The sequence below is a fragment of the Bartonella sp. AP57NXGY genome (assembly GCF_042195805.1).
In the GTDB taxonomy this organism is placed as follows: Bacteria; Pseudomonadota; Alphaproteobacteria; order Rhizobiales; family Rhizobiaceae; genus Bartonella.
Genome location: NZ_JBHIOZ010000230.1, coordinates 1 through 1,816, shown reverse-complemented (window position 1 = coordinate 1,816; position 1,816 = coordinate 1). Strand labels below are relative to the sequence as shown.

General features: G+C 40.9%; 1 pseudogene. It reads left to right on the top strand.

The window, feature by feature from the left end:
- Positions 1-1,816: pseudogene (locus tag ACFIL8_RS09770) on the top strand (hypothetical protein); the annotation flags it as partial.

The following is a 1,816-nucleotide window of genomic DNA, read 5'->3' as shown; positions in this document are numbered from 1 at the left end:
AATGGTTCTCAGCTTTTTGAGACGAATAAGACTGTTGCAACTTATTTAGGTGGTGGCGCTGAATATAAAGAAGGTCATTGGAGTGCTCCAAGCTTCAAAGTTAAGATCGTCAAAGAAGATGGCAGTGCTGTTGAAGAGCAAAGTTATGATGATGTTGCCAAAGCGTTTACTGGTGTAGGGGCTTCATTCACGAATATTCACAAAGAGCTTAAGAATGAGATTAATAAAGTTGTAAGAGATAGTCTTGTTAAGTTTGATGACACGACAAAAGTAATCAAGCTTGGTGGTGAAAAAGAAGGTGCGAGCATCAGTATTGCGGATAAGGAAAGCCAAGATAGAATACTTTCAGGTGTTAAGACAGCGACAAGGGATAATGAAGCAGTTAACAAAGGTCAGCTTGATAAAAGTCTGAAGGAGCTTTCTAACAATCTTCAGTCTGATGAATCGGCTGTTGTTCACTATGATAAACAAGGTGATGATAATAGCAGCACTAATTATGCGAGTGTGACTTTGGGTAAAGGTAAGGGTTCTACACCTGTAGGTTTGCATAATATTGCCGAAGGTCAGATTAGTGAGAATTCGCATGATGCGGTTAATGGCGGTCAGATTTCTAAGGTTTCTCAGGATATTGCGAAATACTTAGGTGGAGGTACAAGCTTTAAAGATGGTACTTTCACGGGTCCAACCTATAAATTATCCAGTGTTGATGCAAAAGGCGAGGTAGTAGAAAAATCTTATGGTGATGTTGGTTTAGCCATTGAAGGTATTGATACGAATTTCAAGAATGTGAATAACAACCTAACGAATAAGTTTAATGAACTTACTGAAAACATCACGAATATTACTCAGGAAGTTCAAGGCGATGCGCTGTTGTGGAATAAGGACGCAGAGGCGTTTGTAGCGATGCATGGAGAGAAGGAAAGCAAGAGTAAGATTACATTTCTTTCCAATGGAGAGGTTTCTGCAAGCTCAAGTGATGCGGTCAATGGTTCTCAGCTTTTTGATACGAATAAGACTGTTGCAACTTATTTAGGTGGTGGCGCTGAATATAAAGAAGGTCAATGGAATGCTCCAAGCTTTAAAGTTAAGATCGTCAAAGAAGATGGCAGTGCTGTTGAAGAGCAAAGTTATGATGATGTTGCCAAAGCGTTTGCTGGTGTAGGGGCTTCATTCACGAATATTCACAAAGAGCTTCAGAGTGAGATTAATAAAGTTGTAGGAGATAGTCTTGTTAAGCAGGATGATGCTACGAAGGTAATCAAGATAGGTGATGAAAAAGAGGGTAGTGCAATCACAATTTCAAACATGAATGGTGATGCACGTAGTCTCTCTGGCGTGAAAGCTGGAACACTTTCTGAAGGCTCGACGGAAGCAGTGAATGGTTCTCAGCTTTATTCCTTGAATCAGACGCTGGCGACTTATTTTGGTGGTGGAGCTCACTATGAAGATGGTCAATGGGTAGCACCTACTTTCAAAGTTACGACATTTAATGATGATGGTAGTCCAGAAGAGCATAGCTACCCTAATATTGCGGAAGCGTTTGCTGGTGTAAGCAATTCATTTACAAAGCTTCATAATGAGATTTCAGACAATATTGAGCAGAATGCGTTGTTGTGGAGTGATGAAGACAGTGCGTTTGTAGCGCTTCATGGGAAGGGAGATAAAAGAAGTAAGAGCAAACTGAAGTCAGTTTTAGATGGCGATATTTCTGAAGGTTCGACAGAGGCGATTACGGGCAATCAGCTTTATTCCTTGCATCAGACGCTAGCGATGTATTTAGGAGGAGGAGCTAGCTATGAAGGTGGCGAATGGAGGG